Origin of the sequence: Pseudomonas frederiksbergensis (assembly GCF_001952935.1) — a bacterium.
Lineage (GTDB): Bacteria > Pseudomonadota > Gammaproteobacteria > Pseudomonadales > Pseudomonadaceae > Aquipseudomonas > Aquipseudomonas frederiksbergensis.
The window spans coordinates 5,517,073-5,541,357 of sequence record NZ_CP018319.1 but is presented as its reverse complement, the minus strand read 5'-3'; the positions used below and the strand labels follow the sequence as shown (position 1 = coordinate 5,541,357).

Sequence of the window (24,285 nt, the reverse complement as noted above, 5' to 3'; positions counted from 1 at the left end):
CACAAAGCCGCGCTGACTATCCCCGGCTTACCCGCGACCTGTTGCACCACAGGGTTTGCGGGCGAGCGTCTGACTGGGAAGTTCGTTGAACAACGCACGATAACTGCTGGAAAATCGCCCTAAATGCCAGAACGACCAGTGCATCGCCACTTCGGCAACGGTGGTTTGCGTCGCCGTGCGACCGAGCAATTCGCGGCGTGCGCTGTTGAGTCGGCGCAAGCGCAGCCAATGGGTCGGGGTCATCCCGGTATAAGCCTTGAATGCATGCTGCAATTGCCGCAGTGACACCCCGGCAATCTGCGAAAGCTCCAGCAGATTCAGGGTGTCCTCCGGCGCATCAGCCGCCCATTCACCGATGCGTTTCATCACGGCACGCTCTTCGGCGCGGCGCTGTAAACCGCCGCGATCAAGGCAAACACAGGCGTTGTCGAGGATGTACAGGCAATCTTCGAGCAACTGCTGGGTCAACGCCTCCTTGCTCGGTGGATCGATGGTCTGTGCCAGTCGGGTCAACGTCCCGCTGAGCCAGCGACTGAACAATGCGTTCTGTCCCGAGTTCAGTGGCGCCATGAACAGGCCTTCGAGCCTGGCCACGTTCAAACCGTGACGCTGCACGAACGCCGGACCGAACACCACGGCGATTTCCTGGTAGTTCTCCGGGGTGATCCAGATGTTGCGGCTTTCGCCATTCAACACGTACAGAGCGTTGTCGCTGCGATCGAAACAGAACGCCAGCGAGCCTTCGGGCGCGCTGAAATTCTGCTCGACCCGGGTGTTCATCTGTTCCTCGTAAATCTCCACGCCTTGCAGGTCCAGATAGCGCACGCGCCCAGCGAAATGCCCCGGTGACATTTGCTGGTAATGCTGGACCCAGCCCGGTGTGGCGCGGATTTGCTCGGCGACATCGGCGGTGTCGAACGCTTGGACTTGCAGGGGATTGCACGTTGTCATGGGTGACCTTACGCACTCGTTTGGTGCGTTTTGGTGCTGCTGAAAGTGGATAGATGGAACGTCAAGGCTCGCCCAAGATAGTCGTCAACGCGCCACAGGGGAAGTGTGTGGTGGATGAAACCAGCCTCCCCGGCGTCAATAAAACCAATAACGAGGTCTTTATGAATGTCCCTTTCGATCAGCTGCTCACGTGGCTGAAAGATCACAAGATTACCGAAGTCGAGTGTGTGGTCAGCGACTTGACCGGCATCGCACGCGGCAAAATCGCACCCACCAACAAGTTCCTGCATGAGCGAGGCATGCGCCTGCCGGAAAGTGTGCTTTTGCAAACGGTAACCGGGGACTTTGTCGACGACGACATCTACTACGACCTGCTCGACCCGGCCGACATCGACATGGTGTGCAAGCCCGTTTCCGATGCGGTGTACGTGATCCCATGGGCCATCGAGCCCACCGCCATCGTGATTCACGACACCTTCGACAAGTTCGGCAACCCGATCGAGCTGTCGCCGCGCAACGTGCTGAAAAAAGTCCTGCAGCTGTACACCGACAAAGGCTGGCGGCCGATTGTCGCGCCGGAAATGGAGTTCTACCTGACCCAGCGCTGCGAAGACCCGGACTTGCCGCTCAAGGCACCGCTGGGGCGTTCGGGCCGTGCGGAAAGTGGTCGCCAGTCGTTTTCCATCGACGCTGCCAACGAGTTCGACCCGCTGTTTGAAGACGTGTACGACTGGTGTGAACTTCAAGGCCTGGACCTCGATACCTTGATCCACGAAGACGGCCCGGCGCAGATGGAAATCAACTTCCGGCATGGCGACGCACTGGATCTGGCCGACCAGATCACCGTGTTCAAGCGCACCCTGCGCGAAGCGGCGCTCAAGCACAACGTCACCGCGACCTTCATGGCCAAACCGATTGGCGATGAGCCCGGCAGCGCCATGCATATCCACCAGAGCGTGGTGGACATCGCCACCGGCCAGCCGATCTTTGCCGATGCCGACGGGCAGATGAGCGAGCTGTTCCTGCACCACATCGGCGGCCTGCAAAAGTACATCCCCAAAGTGCTGCCGATGTTCGCACCGAACGTCAATTCGTTCCGCCGCTTCCTGCCGGACACGTCGGCACCAGTGAACGTCGAATGGGGCGAAGAAAACCGCACCGTGGGCCTGCGTGTGCCGACCTCCACGCCGGACGCGATGCGCGTGGAAAACCGTTTGCCGGGCGCCGACGCCAACCCTTATCTGGCGATCGCAGCAAGCCTGTTGTGCGGGTATCTGGGGATGGTCGAGCGCATCGAGCCGAGCGCTGCGGTTCAGGGTCGGGCCTATGAGCGCCGCAATCTGCGCCTGCCGATCACCATCGAGGATGCCCTGACGCAGATGGAAGAATGCGACACCGTTTCGCGTTATCTGGGCAGTAAATTCGTTCGCGGTTATGTGGCGGTCAAGCGAGCGGAACACGAGAACTTCAAGCGGGTGATCAGCTCGTGGGAGCGAGAGTTCCTGCTGCTTAGCGTCTAGCAAACAAGCTCTCACATAAGACCGCATTCCCCCTGTGGGAGCGGGCTTGCTCGCGAAGAGGCCAGCAAATTCAACATCACCGTTTACTGATAGACCGCTTTCGCGAGCAAGCCCGCTCCCACAAGGAAAATGCCAACGCCTGAAAAATCCAACAACTACAAGAGGTGTCGTATGCGTCTATTGAAATCCGTGGTTCCGGTCGCGCTGGCCGTGTTGTTCAGCGCCGTTGCGCAGGCTCAGCCAACGGTCAGCGTCTACAACTGGACCGATTACATCGGCGAGACCACCCTCGCCGACTTCCAGGCAAAAAGCGGGATCAAGGTGATCTACGACGTATTCGATTCCAACGAAACCCTGGAGGGTAAGCTGCTCGCCGGTCGCACCGGGTATGACGTGGTGGTGCCGTCCAACCACTTCCTCGCTCGCCAGGTCAAAGCCGGCGCGTTCCTGAAGCTCGATCGTTCGCAGCTGCCCAACTTCAAGAACCTCGACCCGAAACTGCTGGCGTTGCTGGAGAAAAACGATCCGGGCAACGAACACTCGGTTCCGTACCTGTGGGGCACCAACGGCATCGGCTACAACGTCGACAAGGTCAAGCAAGTGCTGGGCATTGACCGCATCGATTCCTGGGCGGTGTTTTTCGAACCGGAAAACCTGAAGAAACTCAGTCAGTGCGGCGTGTCGATGATGGATTCGGCCGATGAAGTATTCCCCGCCGTTCTCAATTACATGGGCATGGACCCGCGCAGCGAAAACCCTGAAGACTTCAAAAAAGCTGAAGCCAAGCTGCTGACCATCCGCCCTTACATCACCTATTTCCATTCATCCAAGTACGTTTCGGACCTGGCCAACGGCGACATCTGCGTGGCGTTCGGTTACTCGGGTGATGTGTTCCAGGCCGCGAACCGGGCGAAGGAAGCCAAGAATGGTGTGAACATCGCCTACGCGATCCCCAAGGAAGGCAGCAACTTGTGGTTCGACCTGTTGGCGGTTCCAGCAGACGCCAGCAACCAGAAAGAGGCGCATGCTTTCATCAATTACCTGCTCGATCCGCAAGTGATTGCCAAGGTCAGCGCGTCAGTCGGCTACGCCAACCCGAACCCGGCGTCCAAGCAAGACATGGACCCTGAACTGGTCAACAACCCTGAGGTTTATCCGCCTCAGGCTGTCCTCGACAAACTTTACATTTCCACCACGCCGCCGCAGCCGATCATGCGCTTGATGACCCGTTCCTGGAGCAAAGTGAAGTCCAACCAATGAACCAGCACAGCAACGAACACGCTCATTCCTATTACGCGGCGTCAGCCAATGGAATGGTGCCCTACCCTACACTCGCCGAGGACCTTGAAGCCGATGTCTGTGTGATCGGCGGCGGCTTTACCGGCGTGAACACGGCGATCGAACTGGCGCAGCGCGGGCTCTCGGTGATTCTGCTGGAGGGCCGGAGAATCGGCTGGGGTGCCAGTGGGCGCAACGGTGGGCAGTTGATTCGCGGTATCGGCCATGACGTCAGCGGTTTCGCCCGTCATGTCGGTGAAGAAGGCGTGCGCTACCTTGAGCGTGCGGGCGTCGAGTCGGTAGCGCTCGTGGGCAACCGCATTCGCGAACACGGGATTGATTGCGACCTGCGCTGGGGGTTCTGCGAACTGGCCAATACCAAAGCGCAGTTCGCGGCGTTCAAGGCTGAGCAGCAAGGCCTTGCCGAATCGGGGTACGCCCACGAAACCCGACTCGTCGGGCCGGAGCAGATTCGCCAGCAGGTGGTGAACTCAGGCGTGTATGCCGGTGGGCTCGTCGACATGGGCTCGGGTCACTTGCACCCACTCAACCTGGTCCTTGGCGAAGCGCTACTGGCGCAATCCCTGGGGGTGCAGATCTTCGAGCAGAGCCCGGTGCTGGAATTGATCCATGGCAGCACGGTGCAGGTTCGCTGTGCCGGCGGCACGGTGCGCGCCGGCAATCTGGTGCTGGCGTGCAACGCTCATCTGGATGAGCTCGAACCGAAACTGAGCGGCAAAGTGCTTCCTGCGGGCAGCTACATCATCGCCACCGAGCCGCTGGCGCCCGACGTTGCAGCGCAATTGATCCCGCAGAACCTGGCGCTCTGCGACCAGAAAGTCGGCCTGGATTACTACCGACTCTCGGCGGACCGACGTTTGCTGTTCGGCGGTGCCTGCCATTATTCCGGGCGTGATCCGGCAGACATCGAAGCTTACATGCGCCCGCAATTGCTCAAGGTCTTCCCGCAATTGTCCAATGTGCGCATCGATTTTCAATGGGGCGGCAAGATTGGCATCACCGCCAATCGCTTCCCTCAGGTCGGACGCTTGAACCAGCATCCGAACGTTTTCTACGCCCAGGGCTACTCCGGTCATGGCCTGAACGTGACTCACTGGTGCGCAAAACTGTTGGGTGAAGCGATCCACGTCGGACACAGTCAGGGCTTTGACGTGTTCAGTGCCGTGCCGCACATGACCTTTCCCGGTGGGCCCATGCTGCGTTCGCCACTGCTGGCCCTCGGCATGTTCTGGTATCGGCTGCGCGCACTACTTGGGTGACGATAACTCTCCCCCTCCTCTTATGATCGTTCCCACGCTCCGCGTGGGAATGCAGCCCGGGACGCTCCGCGTCCCAACAGCGGACGCAGAGCGTCCATTGAGGCATTCCCACGCGGAGCGTGGGAACGATCAGTACCCGCCTTTTAATTTGCTCAATCGCGATGCGCTTCTATATTGAGGGAGTGCTCTGACTTCCCTGCGTCCTGGCGAGTGCGGCCTATGGCTACGACTGACCGACTGATCATCTGCGAGCACTGCGACTGCGTGTATGAAAAAGTCACGCTCGCCAAACATCAGAAAACCCTGTGTACACGCTGCGGCGGCGTGCTTCAGCGCTATAACGGCCTGACGGTGGAACAACGTCTGGCGTTGACCTTCACCGCGTTGATGCTGTGGATTTTCGCCAACTTCTACCCCGTCATGAGCATCAGCCTCAAAGGCCTGAAAAACAGCGCAACGCTTTGGGATTCGGTGCTGGCCCTGAGTCTGGGGCCGATCACGTTCATCGCCATGGTGGCGGCGATCTCGATGATCATCGCGCCGATTTTCCAGTTGTTGCTGCTGATCTGGGTGCTGAGCTTCGCCCTCGCCCACCAGCGCTCGCCTGGCTTCAAGTTTTGCATGCGCTGGCTGGAAACCCTCAGGCCCTGGAGCATGCTGGAGGTCTGTCTGCTGGGGGCAATGGTCGCGGTCATCAAACTCGCCGGATTGCTCGATGTGCTGCCCGGCATCGGCCTGTTTGCCCTGGCCATTCTCAGTCTGATGATGATCCGCATCGCCGGGCGCGACATTCGTGACCTATGGGACATCTTATGAACAGACCCCCGGTGGCGAGTGAACTCAACCTGTGCCTGTGCCATAGCTGCGGCCTGGCCTGTGACATCACCGATGAACCTCACGAATGCCCACGGTGCGGCGCGCCACTGCATCGGCGCAAAACCAACTCACTGGCCCGGACCTGGGCGTACATGTTCACTGCCCTGGCGTTTTACGTCCCGGCTAATCTGCTGCCAGTGATGAACACCAAGATGGTTGGCAGCGGCGCCGATAGCACGATCATGAGCGGTGTCATTGAGTTCTGGCAGCACGGCGCCTGGGACATTGCCCTGATTATTTTCATCGCCAGCATCGCGGTGCCGGGCATCAAGTTCGTCGCCCTGACGCTGTTACTGGTGACTGTTCAGCGCGACAGCCAATGGGCCAGTAAGCAACGTTCAACGCTGTACCGTTTCGTCGAGCTCATCGGTTACTGGTCGATGCTCGATGTGATCGTCGTCGCCCTGGTGGCCTCACTGGTCAAGTTTCAAGCCCTGGCCGATATCGAACCGCGCCCGGGGATCTTGTTTTTTGGCCTGGTGGTGGTCTTCACCATGCTGTCGGCAATGAGTTTCGACCCACGCCTGATCTGGGATAAAGAAGAACGGGATAACCCAAACGAGGAGGTCATGGATGAAGTCGCAAATCACTGACGGGCCGCAAGCCCCCGGTCAGGCCCCTGTCAAGACCCGCCGTTTCAGCGTTTCATTGGTGTGGATCGTGCCGATCGTCGCGGTGCTGGTGGGGATTTCCCTGGTCGTGCACACCATGATGCAGGAAGGTCCGACCATTACCGTTACGTTCAAAACCGGTAGCGGCCTGACCGCCAACAAGACCGAAGTCAAATACCGCAACGTGGTGATCGGGCATGTCTCGGACGTGGAGCTGAGCAACGACCAGAAGAGCGTCAACGCCACCATCAAACTGTCCAAGCAGGCGGAAAGTTTCACTCGCGAAGACTCGCAGTTCTGGGTAGTGCGGCCACGTATTGGCGCCGGCGGGGTGTCGGGTATCGATACCCTGCTGTCCGGGGATTACATTGGCGCCGACATCGGCCAGGCCAACGCTCGTGCAAAAAACTTTGTTGGCCTGGAAAACCCGCCACCGATTACCTATGGCGAGCCGGGCAAGCGCTTCACCCTGAACACCCAGGACCTCGGTTCGCTGGACATCGGCTCTCCGGTTTACTACCGCAAGATTCCGGTGGGTCAAGTGGTGGCCTATGCCCTGAACGCCGACGGCAAAGGGGTCAACATCGAAGTGTTCATCCACTCGCCCAACGATGCCTACGTCACTGAAAATACCCGGTTCTGGAACGCCAGCGGGATCGACGTGAATGTCGGCGCCAACGGCTTTTCGCTGAAAACCGAGTCGCTGTCATCCATCCTGGTGGGCGGCATCGCCTTCCGCGCTCCGGATTACAGCCCGAATGACCAACCGGCTAAAGAGGACAAAGTATTCGATCTGTTCGAAGACCAGCTAACCGCTCTCGCCCCGCCCAGCGGCAAGGGGCAATTCCTGAGCTTGCGTTTCGATCAAGCCTTGCGCGGGCTCAGGGTCGGTGCACCGGTGGAATTCCTGGGCATGGAGTTCGGCAGAGTCGTGGCGATCAATCTGGACTTCGACGCGAAAAAGCGCAGTTTCCCGGTCAATGTCGGGATCATGATCTACCCGCAACGACTCGGCCAGGCCCACACCAAAATGCTCGAGGTGTTGAAGCATGACCCTAACGATGAAGCCGCTGGCGTACGTTTGATGGGTTCCTTCATCGAAAATGGTCTGCGGGCCCAGGCCCGAAGCGGCAATCTGTTGACCGGCCAGCTCTACATTGCGCTCGACTTCTACCCCAAGGCGGAGAAAGTCGTCTTCGACCCGACCGCCCGTCCAGTCACTATCCCCACTATTCCTGGCAGCCTCGAACAGTTGCAGGAAAAACTCGAGGGCATGGTCAACAAGATCAACCAACTACCTATTGAGCGGATTGCCGGCAATCTGGACAGCAACCTCGTCGAGCTGCGTAAAGGTCTGGCGCAATTCAACGCCAAGACCCTGCCCGGCGTGCAGACCACCCTGGCGGATGTCAGCAAGACCCTGCAATCGGCCAGTTCGACCTTGGCCGAAGACTCGCCGCAACGCGAACAATTAGGTCAGACCCTCGAAGAGCTCGGGCGCATGTCGCGCTCCTTGCGTGAACTCTCGGATTACCTGGGACGCCATCCGGAATCGCTGATTCGCGGCCGTCCCGACAATGCTGCGCCGATGGATATGCAGGGGCCACCGCGCAAATGACCACAGGAGCATCACTCATGGTTTATCCGCTGAAGATCAGCTTGGTCACTGCATTGTTGCTACTGGCTGCATGCCGCAGTGATCCGATTCAATTTCACACCCTGATTCCGGCTCAACCGGGACTTGCTGCGCGCAACAGCGGTGCGGAAATCCAGATCGAGGGCATCAGCGTGCCGCCCCAGGTCGATCGTCCGCAGATCGTCATTCGCCAGGGCAACAGTGGCATGGCGATCCTCGAAACCGAGTGGTGGGCGGCGAGCCTGGTGGATGAATTGCGCAGCGCGCTGATCGATCAAATGGTCAACAGCAATCCTCGACGCAACGTATCGGTGCGGATAGAGGTGCAGCGATTCGATTCGATTCCCGGCCAATATGCGTTGATCGACGTCAAGTGGCGCTTGCGCAATCTGAGTGAAAGTGATGCCGCGCTGGTCACCTGCCGCAGCACATTGCAGACACCTTCAGGCGCTTCCATCGATGAGCTGGTGGCGGCTCAGCAGAGCAACGTCAAACGCCTGGCCGCGCTGATCAGCCAGGCCGCGGGCGGAATGCAAAAAGGGTGTCCATCGGCTTAATCAAGCCATAACGCGATCCGTAGCAGCTGGCGAGACCTGCTGCTACAAGTGATGCGTTGCTACTGAAATATTGACGCTTTTCTCTCATTTGGCGCACCGCGCCTTAAACATGCAAATGATTCGTATTGAACTACACTGATCGACGACCCTTTCCCGTCGATTCTGCCGAGTTTGCGCGCAGGATTTTAAAAAAAACAGGAGCTGCCAACGCATGAGTCCCCCTATACCTTCTTTCCTGAAAACAGCACTGCTGGCCACCGCGTTGGTGAGTGCCGGTCATGTGTATGCAGCGGATGCCGATGGCATTGTGGTCTACAACGCCCAGCACGAAAGCCTGACCAAATCCTGGATAGAAGGTTTTACCAAGGAAACCGGAATCAAGGTCACCCTGCGCAATGGTGACGACACCGAGATGGGCAATCAGATCGTGCAGGAAGGCACGGCCTCCCCGGCTGATGTGTTCCTGACCGAAAACTCCCCGGCCATGGTGCTGGTCGACAACGCGGGGCTGTTTGCGCCGGTTGCGCCGGCCACCCTGGAACAGGTCGGCGATGCCTACCGTCCGGCCCATGGCAAATGGGTAGGGATCGCCGCGCGCTCCACGGTGTTTGTCTATAACCCGAGCAAACTGCCCGAAGCCGAGCTGCCCAAGTCGTTGATGGACCTCTCCGGTCCGAACTGGAAAGGTCGTTGGGGTGCTTCACCGGCCGGTGCCGACTTCCAGGCCATCGTCGCCGCCGTGCTGGAACTCAAGGGTGAAGCCGCCACCCTGGAATGGTTGAAAGGGATGAAAACCAACTTTACAGCCTACCGAGGCAACAGCTCCGTGCTTAAAGCCGTCAACGCCGGGCAGATCGACAGCGGCGTGATCTACCACTATTACAGCTTCGGCGACCAGGCCAAGACCGGCGAGAACAGCAAGAACACCGCCCTGCACTACTTCAAGCACAAGGATCCGGGTGCGTTTGTCAGTGTCTCCGGTGGCGGCGTGCTGGCGTCCAGCAAACACAAGGAACAAGCCCAGGCGTTCCTCAAATGGATTACCGGCAAAGATGGCCAGGCCATCCTCAAGACCGGTAAATCGTTCGAATACGCCGTGGGCAAGAACGCTGAATCCAATCCAAAACTGGTGCCTTTGCAGCAACTCGACGCGCCAACGGTCGATGCCTCAAAACTCGACAGTAAAAAAGCCGTGGAGCTGATGACACAGGCTGGACTGCTCTAATTGCTGCCTGAAACCTTGCCGGCGGGTGTCGCTGAGGCGATACCCGCAAACTTGCGACGACGAACCCGCGGCCTCTTCGCGGGGCGTGGTGGCGCGTGGGTGATCGGCTTGTCGGTGCTGGTTTCGCTGCTGTCACTGCTGCCGATTGCCTTCGTCATCGGCGTATCGTTTCAGACAGGCTGGGCGACCCTTGTGCCGCTGGTATTCCGGCCGCGGGTCGCTGAATTATTGATCAACACCGTTTTGCTGGTGGTTATCACGATTCCGTTGTGCGTCACGTTAGGCCTGTCGCTGGCCTGGTTGACAGAGCGCACCAACCTGCCGGGGCGGCGCTGGTGGTCGTTGCTGGCGACCGCGCCGCTGGCAGTGCCAGCGTTCGTGCACAGCTATGCGTGGGTCAGTCTGGTGCCGCCGATTCACGGGCTGTTTGCCGGGGTGCTGGTCTCGGTCATCGCTTACTTCCCGTTCTTGTATTTGCCGATAGCCGCCACCCTGCGCAGGCTCGATCCAGCCATCGAAGACGTTGCCGAATCGCTGGGGCTCAAGCCTTGGGCGATATTTTTCCGCGTGGTGTTGCCGCAACTGCGCCTGGCCATTTGCGGCGGCGCGTTGCTGGTGGGCCTGCATCTGCTGGCCGAATATGGCCTGTACGCGATGATCCGTTTCGACACCTTCACCACGGCCATCTTCGATCAGTTCAAGTCCACCTTCAACGGCCCCGCTGCCCACATGCTGGCCAGCGTGCTCGCCCTGTGTTGCCTGGTGATGCTGACCGCAGAATCGGCCGCTCGCGGTAACGCGCGTTACGCTCGGGTCGGGTCGGGAAGCGCTCGCGAGCAGCGGGTAGTACGCCTGAAACCCGCAACCACCCTCCTCGCCCTGACCGTACAGATTGCGACCTGCGCGCTGACACTCGGCGTGCCACTGGTGACTTTAGGTAACTGGCTGATCGCCGGCGGCACGCAGGTGTGGCAGATGGACGAACTTATGCCGGCGCTGGAACAAACGCTGCTGCTCGGCGTTGCGGGCGCCGCCGTCACCACCTGCGCCGCCATCCCGATTGCCTGGCTGTCGATTCGCGCTCCGGGCCGGTTGCAACGCGTATTGGAAAGCTGCAACTACATCACCAGTTCGTTGCCCGGGATCGTCGTGGCCCTGGCCTTGGTGACCGTCACCATCCATTTTGCCCGGCCGATTTACCAGACGACGGTCACGGTGCTGCTGGCGTACCTGCTGATGTTTTTGCCCCGGGCCCTGGTGAGTTTGCGCGCCGGCATCGCCCAGGCGCCGGTTGAGCTGGAAAATATGGCCCGCAGCCTCGGCCGCTCGCCTGCCCGGGCATTGTGGCTGATCACCCTGCGTCTAGCAGCGCCCGGCGCTGCCGCTGGCGCCGCGCTGGTGTTTCTGGCGATCACCAATGAGTTGACCGCCACCCTGCTGCTCGCCCCCAACGGCACGCGCACCCTGGCCACCGGGTTCTGGGCCATGACCAGCGAAATCGACTACGCCGCCGCTGCGCCCTATGCCCTGTTGATGATCCTGCTGTCGCTTCCCCTGACCGGACTTCTTTATCACCAATCCAAACGAACGGCTGGCCGATGAACGCTCTCGAACTCCATTCCATTTCCAAGTCCTACGGCGCCCATCAAGCGCTGGAGAGCGTCAATCTGTCGGTACCAACGGGCAGTCGAACGGTCATCGTCGGCCCGTCCGGCTCAGGTAAAACCACTTTGCTGCGGATGATCGCCGGCTTCGAATTCCCGGACACGGGGCGTCTTTTACTCAATGGCCAAACGCTCGTCGACAGCACCCACGAAGTCCCGGCGCATGAGCGTCTGATCGGTTATGTTCCGCAGGACGGCGCCTTGTTCCCGCACATGACCGTGGCCGCGAACATCGGTTTCGGGCTTTCGATCAGGGGCGGTGCAAAACAGGAGCGCGTCGCCGAGTTGATGGACAGCGTGGCGCTGGATGCGAGCATGGCCAACCGTTGGCCCCACGAGCTCTCCGGCGGCCAGCAACAGCGCGTCGCACTGGCGCGGGCGTTGGCCCAACAGCCGCGCTTGATGCTGCTGGACGAGCCGTTTTCGGCCCTCGACACCGGGCTTCGTGGCGCCATGCGCAAAATGGTCGCCCGGCTGCTGACCGACGCCGGCGTGACCACCATTCTGGTCACCCATGACCAGAGTGAAGCCTTGTCGTTCGCCGATCAGCTGGCGGTGATGCGTGACGGTCGGCTGGTGCAGTCGGGCCATCCGCTGGACCTTTACCGCTACCCCGAGGATGAACAAACCGCGCTGTTTCTCGGGGATGCCATCGTCATGCCCGCCAGAATCGAAGCCGGCTGGGCCCATTGCGATCTCGGCCGGATACCGGTGAACAATCACCGGGCCAATAAATCGGCGCAGATCATGCTGCGTCCCGAACAATTGCAACTCGTCAGCATCCAGCCCAACCCGTCCAAGGCCGGCGGGTGTCGCGCCGTCGTGACCGAGCGGGATTTCAGCGGCAATACCTGCACATTGACAGTGGAGCTGGAGGCTTTGGCGTCCGGGCAACAGCCTGGGCGATCATTGATGGTGCGAAGTTCTGGCCTGTATGCACCACCCGCCGGCAGTGCGGTTCACGTTTCGACAATAGGCCATGCCCACGTACTGAGCGAAACGTGAACCTCTTCCATCAAAGATCGAACCGGTCCACCGCACGACGTCGCTCGTTGTCATCGCGCACATCGTAGTTGGCCGTGGTCTGGATGTTGCTGTGATGGGCGAGTTTCTGGGCGATCGACAAGTCGTACTCCTCAATCACTCGGGTAATGAACGAACGTCGAAAATCATGCGGCATGATTTTCACCCCAACCTGCGCGCCCCGCTGGCGGGCGATGTAATAGATCGCATGTTTGGTGATGCGCTCGCGGGTGATGTGGCTGCCGCGGCGGATGCGATTGAACAGGAACGAATCGTCCGTTTCGCCCTCCTTCAGTAGCGAGCGCCGCAGTTCCAGCCAGTCATTGAGTTTGGCGAACGCCCAGGCCGGTGCGTACTTGATCAGTTGCTTGTTGCCCTTGGCGGTTACACGAAGGCTGCGCTCGGCGAAATCGACCTGGTTCAGGTCCAGGTTCACCGATTCCGATTTGCGCATGCCCGAGCCATACAAAATCCCGATGATCGCCGCATCCCGCAACCCTTGTGGCCGTGGATCGGCAGCACAGACCGCCATCAGTTCCTGGATCAGCGTGCGCCTGAGGTTGCGCCCCTGGGACAATCGCGTGCCGGCAATTCCCTTGACCGAGCGCATTTTCAGCAAGTGCTCCTGACTGATCAGGCTCATGCGCCACGCCTCGTTCATCACCCCGCGCACTGCATTGACGTACAGCGAAGAAGTGTTCGGTGCATAGCCGTCGGTGCGCAAAGTGGCGACCAGCGCGATGACATCTTCCGGTTGCAGGTTGTGCCAGGGAATCTCCTCGACGTTCATGTCTTCGAAGCCCAACCGGTCAGCGGCGTCCTGCAACACATAACGCATGGTCAACTGGCTGGAGGGCGCCAGACGTGCCAGGTACAGGGTCAGCGGGTTGGTCTTTGAGGGAATGGAGTCGGTAGCGGGTAAGTCAATCAAACGAAACGGCCTTAAGTGGAAAACAGTTCATTAAACAACTAAGGATTGAAACATCCTTCATATAACGCGGAACACTTCTGTAGGAATTTCCACTAAAAAACTCGATGAACGGCAGAAGTCTGAACAGTGACTGTATGACGTTCAGGTAAGCAGTTCACCCACCGGTTTTCTCATGCCCCTTTCACAAAACCAGACATAACCTTCAATCAATCCAGTGAGCCTCGGTGGGCTCCCAACCTGCCGGCCACGGCTGTAAATGTCAAATACAGTGTGCGTCTGGCCGTTAGCTAAATCATTGAAATCACGTTTCTTTCGGCATTGACGCTGAAGGATGGCTTACGCCAGAAAGTTGTCCAGGAACCAGGCTTTTCCCGTTGTCCCGTTCCAGTACCGGCAATGAAGAAACTGCCGTCGTAAAGCAAGTATTGCGTTTCGCTCAATACCGCCGCGAGGCCGTGGCTTGGAGTCTGAAACCTCCGGACGTGGCGTTGTCCAGCACGATAGACGAATTGAAATATGACCCCGCCTATCCTGACGCTGCACAGCAGCGAGTCGACCGTCATCGCCCTCAACGCTCGCCCTGCTCTCGCATCCGGACTCAGGAGTGCCCCATGAAAATCAGTGTATTTGGTAGCGGTTATGTTGGCCTGGTGCAAGCGGCTGTCCTGGCTGAAGTCGGCCACGACGTGGTCTGCATGGACATTGATGAGCGCAAAGTCGAACGGCTGCAACAAGGCCACGTGAGCATTTTCGAACCGGGGCTGGCCAGCCTGGTGCGCGAAGGCCTGGAAGCCCATCGTCTACAGTTCACCACTGACGAGCAGTTTGCGGTGCAGCATGGGCAGGTATTGTTTATCGCCGTTGGTACACCGTCCCGGGACGATGGCTCGGCGGATCTGCGTTATGTGCTGGCGGTGGGCGAAGCCGTGGCGCGTCATCGTGAACAGCCGGTGATTCTGGTGGAAAAATCCACGGTGCCGGTGGGCACGGGTGACACCTTGCGCGCACACATCGACAAGTGCCTGATCAAGGTCGGTCGGCTGCTGCAGTTCGATATTGTCTCCAACCCGGAGTTTCTGAAAGAAGGCTCTGCCGTGGCCGATTGCCGGCGCCCGGACCGGATCGTCATCGGCTGCGAACGCGATGAAGTGCGTGACGTGATGCGCGACCTCTACGCGCCCTTCAACCGCAATCATGACCGGATCATGTTCATGGACCTGCGCAGCGCCGAGCTGACCAAGTACGCCGCCAACTGCATGCTGGCGACCAAGATCAGCTTCATCAACCAGATCGCCGAACTGGCCGAACACCTGGGCGCCGACATCGAATCGGTGCGCCTGGGCATCGGCGCCGACTCGCGCATTGGTTACCACTTCATCTACCCCGGCTGCGGCTATGGCGGCTCGTGCTTTCCAAAGGACATGCGCGCGCTGATCCACAGCGCCGAACAGGCGCATTGCTCCAGCGATTTGCTGCAAGCGGTGGAAGCAATCAACCAGCGTCAGAAGCACAAGTTGTTCGAGCGTATCAACGCGTTCTACCGGGGTGATTTGCGTGGCAGGACCTTCGCCGTGTGGGGGCTGGCGTTCAAACCGAACACCGACGACATGCGCGATGCACCGAGCCGGGTGCTGCTGGAATCGCTGTGGGCCGCCGGGGCCAATGTCCGCGCGTTCGACCCGGAAGCCATGCAGGAAACCCAGCAGCTGTATCCCGATGAATCCCGGTTGATGCTGATGGGCACGCCGGAATCGGTATTGTCCGGCGCTGACGCGCTGATCATCTGCACCGAATGGCAGCAGTTCAAGGCCCCGGATTTCAGCCTGATCCAGCAGCGACTCAACGCACCGGTGATCTTCGACGGACGCAACCTGTACGACGCCGATCGCCTGGCCCGCGCCGGTTTCATGTACTTCCCGATGGGCCGTGGCGAGTCGCGTAACTTGCCGATTCCGCATCAGCAGTGGCCCGCTGCTTCGGTCGTCGCTTGAATACGATGTCAGCCGCTATCAGAGCGGCGCCTTCAAATCGACCCCCAACGCCAGGGCAAACGCCTTGACCAGCGGACTGCGCACCGTGTTGTGACGAAGGATCAGATTGAACGGGGTGCTGATGTTGATCAGGTCCGGGCGCACAGCCCGGAACTGTCCCTGCGCCACCATCGACGCGGCGTAATGCTGTGGCAGAAAACCCACGAAACGCCCGGTCTTGATCAGCAATGCCACCGCTTCGACCTGGCTGGCCGAGGCGGAAAAGCTGTCGTAGTGGGCAAAATTCAGTTTGTCGCGATGAATCGCATAGCGGTGGTTGATGCACTCGTAATCCTTGAGCACATGACTGCCGATTTCTGCGTCCGGCACCGTGAATAACGGATGACCGACAGCGCAATAAACTTCGGAGCGTTCTTCATAAAGCGGGTAGTAATCAAACTCTTCACGCTTCTGATAAACCGGCACGATCCCCGCCACTAACCGTCCCTCTACAACACCTCTTTCCACTTCATCCAGCTGCGAGGCTTGAAGTTGAAATCTTACTTTCGGCGATGTTTCATTAATTGTTCTAAGCGCAGCAACTAACGGCGAATTAACATCGGAAATCGTATTGTCAATAACCCCCACACCAAGGTCACCGATCAGTTCATTTTGCGCTGAACTAAGGCGATCACGAAAGTTATCGACCGAGGCAAATAAATCAATGGACGCCTGATACACCAGGCGACCCTCTTCGGTCAGGTGAAAACCTTCGCGGCCACGGGTACACAGGCGCATGCCGATGCGGATCTCCAGGTCGGAGATCTGTTTGCTGATGGCTGCCAGACCCACATTCAGCTCGTTCTGGGCGGCACTGAAGCCGCCGGCTTCGACCACTGCCTTGAATACTTTGAGCAGTTTGAAGTCCAGACCGCTGAGGGTCAGCGGTGCCCGATGACCCGTTTTCAGCGGCGGGTTTCCGGAATTGGAAAGTGGGGTTTCCATAATGCCTATTTACCTCTGGCGCCCTATTCAACAACCTGTGTCCAACAACAAAAATAGTGCTGGTAAATAATAATGACCACAGAAAACCAGGCTTGGCAACCGCTAATAAATCCCGCACATCAGTGCCAACTCACTGATTTCGAACTATTAAAAGCTGACACTACGATCAGCTCTCGTAACGATGCAACTGCGCTTTCCCCCTGCCCTTGAATAATGTTTAGGCCAAACCACGCCCAATTGATTTGCGGCGAGTGTTTCAGGCCCGGCACCCCGATTTCAGTTCGCTTTACCGACGAGGAAAACAACAATGTCTCAAACCACCGACCGTCTCTGGGGTGCCCGCTTCAAAAGCGGTCCGTCCGAAGCCCTGGCGGCCTTGTCCCGTTGCCCCGAGCGCTACTTTCGCCTCACCCCGTACGACCTCGCCGGTTCCAAGGCGCATGCCCGTGAATTGCAGCGCGCCGGGCTGCTGAGCGAACAAGAAACCCAGACCATGCTCGACGCTCTGGAGCGCATCGGTGATGACTTCCGCGCCGGCAGCATCGCGCCGACCCTGGATGACGAAGACGTCCACACCTTCATCGAACGCCTGCTGACCGAACGCCTCGGCGCGCTGGGCGGCAAGCTGCGCGCCGGCCGTTCACGCAACGACCAGACCGCCAACGACCTGCGCCTGTTCCTGCGTGATCACGTCCGCACCCTGGCCGTTGAAGTCCTGGCCCTGCAACAAGCCCTGGTGGATCAGGCCGAGCAGCACATCGAAAGCATCTGCCCAGGGTTCACTCACCTGCAGCAAGCCCAGCCGATCGTGTTCGCTCACCACTTGCTGGCCCACGCCCAATCGATGTTGCGTGACGTGCAACGCCTGGTGGACTGGGACGTACGCACTTCGCTGTCGCCACTCGGCGCGGCGGCCATGGCCGGTTCCGCCATCGCCCGTCTGCCGCAGCAGTCGGCCAAGGAAATGGGCTACAGCGGCGTGTGTGAAAACTCCATCGATGCCGTAGCCAGCCGCGATCACGTTGCCGAGTTCCTGTTCATTGCCAGCATGCTCGGGATCAACATCTCGCGCCTCGCCGAAGAGTTCTGCCTGTGGTCGTCGCGGCAATTTCGCTGGGTCGTGCTGGACGATGCCTACGCCACCGGCAGCTCGATCATGCCGCAGAAGAAGAACCCGGACATCGCTGAACTGGCCCGGGGCAAGGCGGGTCGCCTGATCGGCAACCTGACCGGCCTGCTCTCCACCCTCAAATCCCTGCCGCTGTCGTACAACCGCGACTTGAGCGAAGACAAAAACGGCGTGCTCGACAGCGTCGACACCCTGTTGCTGGTGCTGCCCGCCATGGCCGGGATGGTCGCAACCATGGAGGTCAACGTCGAAGAACTGCGGCGTCAGGCGCCACTGGGTTTCACCCTCGCCACCGAAGTCGCCGACTGGCTGGCCATGCGCGGCGTGCCGTTCAAGGAAGCCCACGAAATCACCGGTGCGCTGGTTCAGGCCTGTGAGAAACACGACATCGAATTGTGGGAAGCCTCCCCGGCGCTGTTGGCCGAGATTGACCCGCGCCTGACTGCGGAAGTGCGCGAGAGCCTGACCCTCGAAGCCGCCATCGCCGCCCGCAGTGGCTGGGGCGGCACCGCGCCGCAACAGGTGCGCGAGCAGATCGGTCGACTGAAAACGGCCTTGGCTGCGCAGCAAGCGTGGACCGAAAACTATCAAGGTTTCCGCCTCTGAAGCAGAACACAAAACCTGTGGGAGCGGGCTTGCTCGCGAAGGGGTCGTGTCAGTCGCCATTTATGTTGAATGACACACCGCATTCGCGAGCAAGCCCGCTCCCACAGGGATTGTGGTTGGCCTGAATTACCAAGCGTACGGAGAAACAACATGAGCCAGACTCAGGCAGAACGACTCCAGTCGGAGCGCAAACTGGCGGAAAACCAGTTCGATATCACCCAGTACCATCATGTGCCACGGCGTTATTACGGGCGGATTTTCTTCGCCACCGTGATCGTCATTGCGATTATCGGCCTGGTACGAGCTTTCGCCGAAGGCAAGATCGAGTGGTCTTACATCGGCCAGTTCCTCACTTCCCAGGCGATCATGTGGGGCTTGCTCAACACCATCGTCATGGCGGTGCTGGCCATGGCGCTGGGCATCGTTTTCGGGGTGATCACCGCGATCATGCGCATGTCGGCCAACCCGATCCTGCGCTACGTGGCGGTGACCTACACCTGGCTGTTTCGCGGCACGCCGCTGATCCTGCAACTGCTGTTGTGGTTCAACCTGGCGCTGATCTTCCCCACCATCGGCATCCCCGGCCTGTTCGAAATGGACACCGTGAGCCTGATGACCCCGTTCGTGGCAGCCCTCCTCGGCTTGAGCATCAACCAGGGCGCCTACACCGCCGAAGTGGTACGTGCCGGCCTGCTGTCGGTGGACACCGGCCAGTACGAAGCCGCCAAGTCGATCGGCATGCCGCGCCTGCAAGCGCTGCGCCGGATCATCCTGCCGCAAGCCATGCGGGTGATCATTCCGCCGGTCGGTAACGAGTTCATCGGCATGGTGAAGATGACCTCGCTGGCGAGCGTCATCCAGTACTCGGAACTGCTCTACAACGCCCAGAACATCTACTACGCCAACGCCCGCGTGATGGAGCTGCTGATCGTCGCCGGTATCTGGTACCTGGCCACCGTCACCGTCCTGTCCTTTGGTCAAAGTCGTCTGGAGCGTCGTTTCGCTCGCGGCGCCGGCAAGCGTTCTTGAGGAGCCCCACATGAGAAGCATCGTCAAGGCCGTGAGCCTGAACAAATACTACGACCATTTCCACGCGCTCAAGGACGTCAACATCGAAGTCGAGCAAGGCGAAGTGCTGTGCATCATCGGCCCGTCCGGCTCCGGCAAAAGCACCTTGCTGCGCTGCATCAACCAGCTGGAAAAAATCGACAAGGGCGGCCTCTGGGTCGATGGCGAACTGGTGGGTTACCGCATCGTCGGCAATAAGCTGCACGAACTCAACGAGTCGCAGATCGCCCGTCAACGCCTGGCCACCGGCATGGTGTTCCAGCGTTTCAACCTGTTTCCGCACATGACCGTGCTGCAAAACATCATCGAAGGGCCATGCCAGGTGCTCAAGCGTTCGCCCAAGGAGGCGCACGAAGAAGCCGTGGAATTGCTCGCTCGCGTCGGCCTGGCCGACAAGCGCAACAGCTACCCGATCGAACTCTCGGGTGGCCAGCAACAACGCGTCGCCATAGCCCGTGCACTGGCCATGCGGCCCAAGCTGATGCTGTTCGATGAACCCACTTCGGCACTCGACCCGGAACTGGTCGGTGAGGTGCTGTCGGTGATGCGCGATCTGGCGCAGACCGGCATGACCATGATCGTCGTCACCCATGAACTGGGCTTCGCTCGCGAAGTTTCCAACCGCATGGTGTTCATGGACGGCGGGCAGATCGTGGAGGCTGGAAGCCCCGAAGAAATACTAATAAGTCCGCAAAACCCGCGCACCCAAAGCTTCATTTCTGCCGTTCGAACCTAAGCGTCCTTTGGCGCTCACAACACTCATAAGAGAACGACCATGAAGAACTTCGTTATTCCAGCAGTACTCGCAGGCGTTATGGCTTCCGGCTTCACCTTCGCCGCCGAATTGCCGGCCAGCATCAAGGCCAAGGGCGAGGTCGTCGTAGCGATCATGCCGAACTACCCGCCGATGGACTTCAAGGACCCGGCCACCAACACCCTCACCGGTCTCGACTATGACCTGGGCAATGCCTTGGCCGAACGTCTGGGCGTGAAGATCAAATGGCAGGAAACCGGCTTCGAGCAAATGATCAATGCGCTGACCACCGACCGTGTGGACATGGTGATGTCGGGCATGACCGACACCGCCGAACGTCAGGCCAGCGTGACCTTCGTTGACTACTTCACCAGCGGTCCGCAGTTCTACACCTTGCAGAAGAACAAGGATTTCAACGAGATCATCGACCTGTGTGGCAAGAAAGTCGGCACCAGCCGCCGCACCACCTTCCCGGCGGAAATCGCCGAGTGGAGCAAGGCCAATTGCGAAGCCGCCGGCAAGCCTGCGATCAACGTGATCGGCACCGAAGGCTCGGCCGATGCCCGCGCGCAATTGCGTCAGAGCCGTATCGATGCGGCCATGCAGGGCAGCGAGACCCTGTCCTACCTGAAGACTCAGGAAAAGGACATGTACAAAACCGTGGGCCTGCCGATCTCCAAGCAGTTCACCGGGCTGGGCGTGAGCAAGAAAAAGCCTGAGCTGAGCGAGGCGGTGAAGGTCGCGTTGCAGAGCATGGTGGATGACGGCAGCTACCAGGCGATCCTGAAGAAGTGGGACCTGGAACTGGGTGCGATCAAGACTGTGACCATTAACGCCGGAAAATAATCAAGCAGGTGACCCGGACCAAATGTGGGAGCGGGCTTGCTCGCGAATGCGGTGTGTCATTCACATCACTGCTGACTGACACACCGCATTCGCGAGCAAGCCCGCTCCCACAGGGTTGCGTTTTACCGATGAATAAATGGAGCACCACATGTCCTCCTTGCCACAACCCACCTGGCCCGACCAACACAAAGCCTGCCTCGCCCTGGCCTTCGACCTCGACGGCCCGACCGGCGATGCCATGCTCAACGGTTCGATCTGGCGCAAGCCCGAGTACTTCGGTTTCGGCGGTTACGGCCCTTACCGCGCCTTGCCCCGCATCCTCGATGTGCTCGACGCCTACCAAATCCCAACGACGTTTTTCGTCCCGGCCTGGGTCGTGGAGAACTGGCCAAAACAATGCCAGGCGATTGTCGAGCGCGGGCATGAAGTGGCCTACCACGGCTACAAACACGAATCCTTTTACGCCCTGACGCTGGAACAGCAAAAGGACGTGATGAAGAAATCCCGCGAGGTGTTCTGGAAACACCTGAACATCCGCGCCGAAGGGTTTCGCACCCCGTCCGGTGACTGGCGGGCCGAAACCCCGGCGATGCTGGTGGAGGCTGGCGTGACCTACTCCAGCAGCATGCGCGGCGATGACCGGCCATACCTGGTGAAAGTACCGGGGCACGACACGCCGCTGGTGGAAATCCCCGGCCGCTGGGAAATGGACGACTACGCCTCCCTCGCCTACACCCGCGCGCCGGACTTTCCTTCCGGGCTGGACCGCACCGCCAGCTACGCACTGACCCTCGATAACTGGTGCCGCGAATACGACGGCGCCATGAACGAAGGACTGTGCCTGACCACCCTGTTCCACCCCAAGATCACCGGCAAACCGGGTCGCATCCTACTGCTGGAGAAACTCTTCGAACACATGCGCCAGCGTGATGACGTGTGGTTCGCCACCTGCCGCGATGTCGCCCACTGGTGGCTGAAGGAGCATCACCATGGCTGATTCCACTGTCTGGCCAAAAGGCTACCGTTGCGCCGTGGTACTGACCGTCGATTACAACGACATCCACGGCATCCTCACCCAGGCCCCGGAGGTCGCCGGGCGCGACAAGACGCTGTCGGTCTGGCGCTATGGCACCCAACGCGGCGTCGACCGTTTGCTCGGTTTATTCGAAGAACTGGGGGTTTCCAGCAGCTGGTTTGTGCCCGGTATCGTCGCCGAGGAAAACCCCGGGCACATTCGGGCAATCCAGGCCGGTGGACATGAGATCGCCTGCGCCGGGTATCGCCACCAGAATTACGACACACTGAGCCTCAACGAGCAAAGCGCCGAGATTGCCAAAGGCTGCGAGGCGTTGACCTCGCTGACTGGCCAGCGTCCAACAGGCTTTCGCATCCCGGCCGGCAACGGTGCACCGGGCTTCATCGAAGCGTTGAAGAATCACGGCTTTCGCTGGTCATCGTCGTGGCGTGGCGATGATTTGCCATTCGCACATCCGACGGCGCCCGACGTCATCGAGTTGCCGTTGCACTACGAACTGGAAGACGAACCCTACTTCGCCTTCAACCTGAGCCCGGCCGTGCCGCCGGCGCAATCGCGGATCGCCTCTTACAGCCATACCCTGGGCAACCTGCAACTGGACTTCGCCGGGTTTCACCGATTCGGCCTGTGTTATGTGCTGCGACTGCACCCGGAAATCATTGCGACACCCGGGCGGATTGGCGTGTTGCGCGAGTTGCTGGAGGGGATTCAACAGCACGACGACGTGTGGATTGCCACAGGCGCCGACGTTGCTCAATGGTGGGCCGAATCGGCGCGGCCTGTGACCGAGGACCATCCGGCGGCCGTGTATGAGCGGCATTATCGGGATTACCTTTCATGAGTGAGCGGATGCAGCGTTTGGCGCAGTTCTGCGTCGACAGCCGATTCGAAGACTTGCCGCCTGCACTAGTGGCACAAGCCAAGCGACACATACTCGACACCTTCGGCGCGACCCTGGCCGGGGCTGGCAGTGATGTCGCGAAGCAGGCACGGCAGGTCTTCGACGGTGAGGTCGGGAACACGCTGATCTGGGGCACCGATCAACGCACTGGCGCGGCCCAGGCCGCCCTGCTCAATGGTGTCGCCGCCCATGCCCTGGAACTGGACGACACCGGTGGTTGCGACCACTCCGGCGCGGTGGTGCTGCCGGCAGTCATGGCGGCGGTGTCGATGTCTGGACAATCGGTGAATGGCCGGGAGCTGATCACCGCTGTGGTAATCGGCTACGAAATCGGCCGCCGGGTGCTCGAAGCCTGTGGCAGCTATTCAGCCCACAACGGCGCCGGCTGGCACTCCACCGCCACCTGCGGCGTGTTCGGTGCGGCGGCGGCCAGTGCGCGAATTCTCGGACTGGATACCGCGCAAACCGTCTCGGCGCTGGGCATTGCCGGCAGTTTCAGTGGGGGGTTATGGGCGTTTATTCACGACGGTTCGCAAAGTAAAAAACTTCACAGTGGCCGTGCCGCCGAGGGTGGATTGCTGGCGGCGCGATTTGCGCAAAGAGGCATCACCGGGCCGACGAAGTTGTTCGATGATGTCTGGGGCGGGTTTCTGAAAACCCTGGCCGGTGAGAGCTCACAACCTGACGCGCTGGATGCCGATCTGGGCGTCGTATGGAAACTCGCTCGCTGTTCGATCAAACCCTACGCCGCATGTCGCGGAACGCATTCCGCCATCGATGCGCTGGGGCTGTTGCTGGATCAACTGCAGGTCAGCACAGATCAGGTCGAGGATGTCCGGGTGTCGTTGTGCGGGTTTCTTCAGGACATGTGCGGCGGGCGCGACGTCGGTACGCTGGCGGCGGCGCAGATGAGCCTGCCGTATGCCCTCGCAGCCCGGCTGGTGCAGGGGCATTGCCGGCTGGAGGCGTATGACGATGAACAACGGGGCGATCCACGGATTGCTCACTGGATGTCGCGCATCCGTCTTGAAGTGGATCCGCAACTGTCAGAGGATGGCGAGCCCATCGTCAGCGTGCGGACCGTGGACGGTCGGCAGGCGAGCCTGTGTGTCGACCCGCCATTGGGTGCGCCGGGCAATCCGTTGAGTGATGCGGCGCTGGAGGAGAAGTTTTTCAGCCTGGCGTTGCGGGTGATGCCGCGGGGGCAAGCGGCAGAACTGCTTGAGCAGTTGTGGCGGATTGAAGAATTGGAATCCATTGAGTTGTCGATCGTTCCCACGCTCCGCGTGGGAATGCAGCCCGGGACGCTCCGCGTCCCTGCCGAAGCGGACGCAGAGCGTCCGGTGAGGCATTCCCACGCAGACGGTTCGACGCCTCGACGTGGGTACGATCACTCAGAGAACATTAAATAAGGATAT

21 protein-coding genes are annotated in these 24,285 nt (G+C 59.9%); 18 read left to right on the top strand and 3 right to left on the bottom strand.

Annotated features, from left to right (window positions below):
• Positions 1 to 27 precede the first annotated feature (27 nt).
• The gene (locus PFAS1_RS26020) at positions 28 to 951 is read right to left on the bottom strand and encodes a helix-turn-helix domain-containing protein (protein WP_076031082.1); all 924 of its coding nucleotides are present in this window, start codon (positions 949 to 951) and stop codon (positions 28 to 30) included.
• Between the two features lie 161 nt (positions 952 to 1,112).
• Between PFAS1_RS26020 and PFAS1_RS26015 the strand changes: the two genes are divergently transcribed.
• The 10 genes from PFAS1_RS26015 (at position 1,113) to PFAS1_RS25970 (ending at position 12,603) form a co-directional block, all read left to right on the top strand.
• The gene (locus PFAS1_RS26015; RefSeq protein WP_074876680.1) at positions 1,113 to 2,471 is read left to right on the top strand and encodes a glutamine synthetase family protein; all 1,359 of its coding nucleotides are present in this window, start codon (positions 1,113 to 1,115) and stop codon (positions 2,469 to 2,471) included.
• Between the two features lie 171 nt (positions 2,472 to 2,642).
• Entirely contained in the window at positions 2,643 to 3,731 is a 1,089-nt protein-coding gene (locus PFAS1_RS26010) for a polyamine ABC transporter substrate-binding protein (RefSeq protein ID WP_076031081.1), read from the top strand.
• Positions 3,728 to 5,029, top strand: a complete 1,302-nt coding sequence (locus PFAS1_RS26005) for an NAD(P)/FAD-dependent oxidoreductase (RefSeq protein ID WP_076031080.1) — start codon at positions 3,728 to 3,730, stop codon at positions 5,027 to 5,029. Before PFAS1_RS26010 ends, PFAS1_RS26005 begins: the two co-directional genes overlap by 4 nt.
• A 219-nt stretch (positions 5,030 to 5,248) precedes the next feature.
• Positions 5,249 to 5,845 (top strand): paraquat-inducible protein A, encoded by a 597-nt coding sequence (locus tag PFAS1_RS26000; RefSeq protein ID WP_076031079.1) that lies wholly within the window; start codon positions 5,249 to 5,251, stop codon positions 5,843 to 5,845.
• Positions 5,842 to 6,498 carry a paraquat-inducible protein A gene (locus PFAS1_RS25995; protein ID WP_074876688.1) on the top strand — a complete coding sequence of 219 codons (657 nt, stop codon included), beginning with the start codon at positions 5,842 to 5,844 and terminating at the stop codon, positions 6,496 to 6,498. Before PFAS1_RS26000 ends, PFAS1_RS25995 begins: the two co-directional genes overlap by 4 nt.
• Entirely contained in the window at positions 6,479 to 8,134 is a 1,656-nt protein-coding gene (locus PFAS1_RS25990) for a PqiB family protein (RefSeq protein ID WP_076031078.1), read from the top strand. The genes PFAS1_RS25995 and PFAS1_RS25990 overlap by 20 nt, the downstream gene beginning before the upstream one ends.
• Before the next feature lie 17 nt (positions 8,135 to 8,151).
• A complete protein-coding gene (locus PFAS1_RS25985) occupies positions 8,152 to 8,709 on the top strand; it encodes a PqiC family protein (RefSeq protein WP_076031077.1) in 558 nt (185 codons plus the stop codon).
• Between the two features lie 211 nt (positions 8,710 to 8,920).
• Positions 8,921 to 9,934 carry an iron ABC transporter substrate-binding protein gene (locus PFAS1_RS25980; RefSeq protein ID WP_076031076.1) on the top strand — a complete coding sequence of 338 codons (1,014 nt, stop codon included), beginning with the start codon at positions 8,921 to 8,923 and terminating at the stop codon, positions 9,932 to 9,934.
• A gap of 3 nt (positions 9,935 to 9,937) precedes the next feature.
• The gene (locus PFAS1_RS25975; protein WP_076031604.1) at positions 9,938 to 11,536 is read left to right on the top strand and encodes an ABC transporter permease; all 1,599 of its coding nucleotides are present in this window, start codon (positions 9,938 to 9,940) and stop codon (positions 11,534 to 11,536) included.
• Entirely contained in the window at positions 11,533 to 12,603 is a 1,071-nt protein-coding gene (locus tag PFAS1_RS25970) for an ABC transporter ATP-binding protein (protein ID WP_076031075.1), read from the top strand. The genes PFAS1_RS25975 and PFAS1_RS25970 overlap by 4 nt, the downstream gene beginning before the upstream one ends.
• Positions 12,604 to 12,613: 10 nt before the next feature.
• Here PFAS1_RS25970 and PFAS1_RS25965 read toward each other — a convergent pair whose 3' ends face one another.
• Positions 12,614 to 13,552: a site-specific integrase gene (locus tag PFAS1_RS25965; RefSeq protein WP_076031074.1), complete on the bottom strand. Its 939-nt coding sequence runs from the start codon at positions 13,550 to 13,552 to the stop codon at positions 12,614 to 12,616.
• A gap of 611 nt (positions 13,553 to 14,163) precedes the next feature.
• On the opposite strand from PFAS1_RS25965, the gene PFAS1_RS25960 reads away from it, so the two are divergent.
• Positions 14,164 to 15,543, top strand: a complete 1,380-nt coding sequence (locus PFAS1_RS25960) for a UDP-glucose dehydrogenase family protein (RefSeq protein WP_076031073.1) — start codon at positions 14,164 to 14,166, stop codon at positions 15,541 to 15,543.
• 18 nt (positions 15,544 to 15,561) lie between these two features.
• On the opposite strand, the gene PFAS1_RS25955 is transcribed toward PFAS1_RS25960, so the two are convergent.
• The gene (locus PFAS1_RS25955; protein WP_076031072.1) at positions 15,562 to 16,527 is read right to left on the bottom strand and encodes a LysR family transcriptional regulator; all 966 of its coding nucleotides are present in this window, start codon (positions 16,525 to 16,527) and stop codon (positions 15,562 to 15,564) included.
• Between the two features lie 307 nt (positions 16,528 to 16,834).
• Here PFAS1_RS25955 and argH point away from each other — a divergent pair, with 307 nt between their 5' ends.
• The 7 genes from argH to PFAS1_RS25920 all read left to right on the top strand — a co-directional run bounded on the left by argH (position 16,835) and on the right by PFAS1_RS25920 (position 24,279).
• The gene (gene argH, locus PFAS1_RS25950) at positions 16,835 to 18,262 is read left to right on the top strand and encodes an argininosuccinate lyase (protein WP_076031071.1); all 1,428 of its coding nucleotides are present in this window, start codon (positions 16,835 to 16,837) and stop codon (positions 18,260 to 18,262) included.
• Between the two features lie 150 nt (positions 18,263 to 18,412).
• A complete protein-coding gene (locus PFAS1_RS25945) occupies positions 18,413 to 19,291 on the top strand; it encodes an amino acid ABC transporter permease (RefSeq protein WP_076031070.1) in 879 nt (292 codons plus the stop codon).
• Positions 19,292 to 19,301: 10 nt separating this feature from the next.
• Positions 19,302 to 20,066: an amino acid ABC transporter ATP-binding protein gene (locus tag PFAS1_RS25940; protein WP_076031069.1), complete on the top strand. Its 765-nt coding sequence runs from the start codon at positions 19,302 to 19,304 to the stop codon at positions 20,064 to 20,066.
• A gap of 39 nt (positions 20,067 to 20,105) precedes the next feature.
• Positions 20,106 to 20,930 (top strand): ABC transporter substrate-binding protein, encoded by an 825-nt coding sequence (locus PFAS1_RS25935; protein ID WP_076031068.1) that lies wholly within the window; start codon positions 20,106 to 20,108, stop codon positions 20,928 to 20,930.
• 148 nt (positions 20,931 to 21,078) lie between these two features.
• Positions 21,079 to 21,927: a polysaccharide deacetylase family protein gene (locus PFAS1_RS25930; RefSeq protein WP_076031067.1), complete on the top strand. Its 849-nt coding sequence runs from the start codon at positions 21,079 to 21,081 to the stop codon at positions 21,925 to 21,927.
• On the top strand, positions 21,920 to 22,807 hold the full coding sequence (locus tag PFAS1_RS25925; RefSeq protein WP_076031066.1) for a polysaccharide deacetylase family protein: 888 nt from the start codon (positions 21,920 to 21,922) through the stop codon (positions 22,805 to 22,807). The genes PFAS1_RS25930 and PFAS1_RS25925 overlap by 8 nt, the downstream gene beginning before the upstream one ends.
• Positions 22,804 to 24,279, top strand: a complete 1,476-nt coding sequence (locus PFAS1_RS25920) for an MmgE/PrpD family protein (RefSeq protein WP_232252174.1) — start codon at positions 22,804 to 22,806, stop codon at positions 24,277 to 24,279. Before PFAS1_RS25925 ends, PFAS1_RS25920 begins: the two co-directional genes overlap by 4 nt.
• Positions 24,280 to 24,285: the final 6 nt, after the last annotated feature.